The following is a 1,090-nucleotide window of genomic DNA, read 5'->3' as shown; positions in this document are numbered from 1 at the left end:
GGCTTAATGGTCAAATGTACTCCTGAAAGGGGGCATAATGCTCTCTTTTTCATACCTTTGGAGGTGTTTATAATGCTATAATGGAATATCATCGTAAAAAAAGTGCCAGAAATGCGGTTCTCATGCTGTAATCCGCAAAGGAGTTAAACGTGGTGCCTCGTATTGGTATTGCAAGAGTTGTCAATGCTATTTTAGTGGTCGTGAAAAGCCTAATAAGGCTGCCATTGTTGAGTTCTATTTACAAGGGCGCCATACATTGCTTGAAACAGCTCAAAAATATGGTATTTCAGTTTCTACCCTACAACGATATCTCAAAAACGTACCCCAAAGTCAGGCTGTTTCTTACAGAATTCACCCCATTGCTATAACGCTACAAATGGATGCCACCTATTGGGGTCGAAACTTTGGAGTAGTCATTTTCATGGATGCTTCAAGCCACAGAGTATTACACTATCGCTTCTTACGTGGTAAGGAGAGAATTAGTGATTATCAAGCTGGTATTTCCTGTCTCCAAGATCAAGGATTTACAATCAGAGCCATTGTAAGTGACGCATTATCAGGTATTAAGGAGGCATTCCCTGAGATAACTTATCAGTATTGTCAGTTTCACCAGCTTCAGCGAATAAGACATTTGCTCACCACTAATCCTCGCTTACCTGCGGCCAAAGAACTCAAGGCATTGGCGCATCAACTTACACAATCTAGTCGTCTAGACTTTGAGGCATCTCTTGAAAAATGGGAGCAAAAGTGGAAAGATTTTTTGCAAGAGAAGTCTTATGGTGAAGATGGCAAATGGCACTTCACTCATAGAAGAACGAGAAGTGCTTTTTATAGTTTAAAACGCAATCTAAATGCACTATTTACCTTTGAGAATTTCCCTGCCGATCAAGTTCCACGCACTAACAATGCTATTGAGTCTCTTAACTCTGTATTGAAGATGAGATTGCGTCTTCATCGAGGACTTTCGAAAGAGAGGCGAGAACTGCTTATTGGAAACATATTAGGGGCTTACAACCCCGATAAACACTAGGGAGTTCAACTATTATAGGAGTACATTTGACCATTAAATGAAAAAGAGAGCATTTTTGCC

The 1,090-nt window shown here is 40.3% G+C and carries 1 protein-coding gene; it reads left to right on the top strand.

The features are described from left to right. Positions 1-256: 256 nt before the first annotated feature. Complete coding sequence (locus EII14_RS08995) at positions 257-1,030, top strand: transposase (protein WP_124932187.1); 774 nt, start codon at positions 257-259, stop codon at positions 1,028-1,030. Positions 1,031-1,090: the final 60 nt, after the last annotated feature.

It is taken from the genome of Alloprevotella sp. OH1205_COT-284 (assembly GCF_003859795.1).
Taxonomy (GTDB): domain Bacteria; phylum Bacteroidota; class Bacteroidia; order Bacteroidales; family Bacteroidaceae; genus Alloprevotella.
The sequence above is the reverse complement of the archived record's forward strand: the minus strand, read 5'-3'. Positions and strand labels throughout refer to the sequence as shown.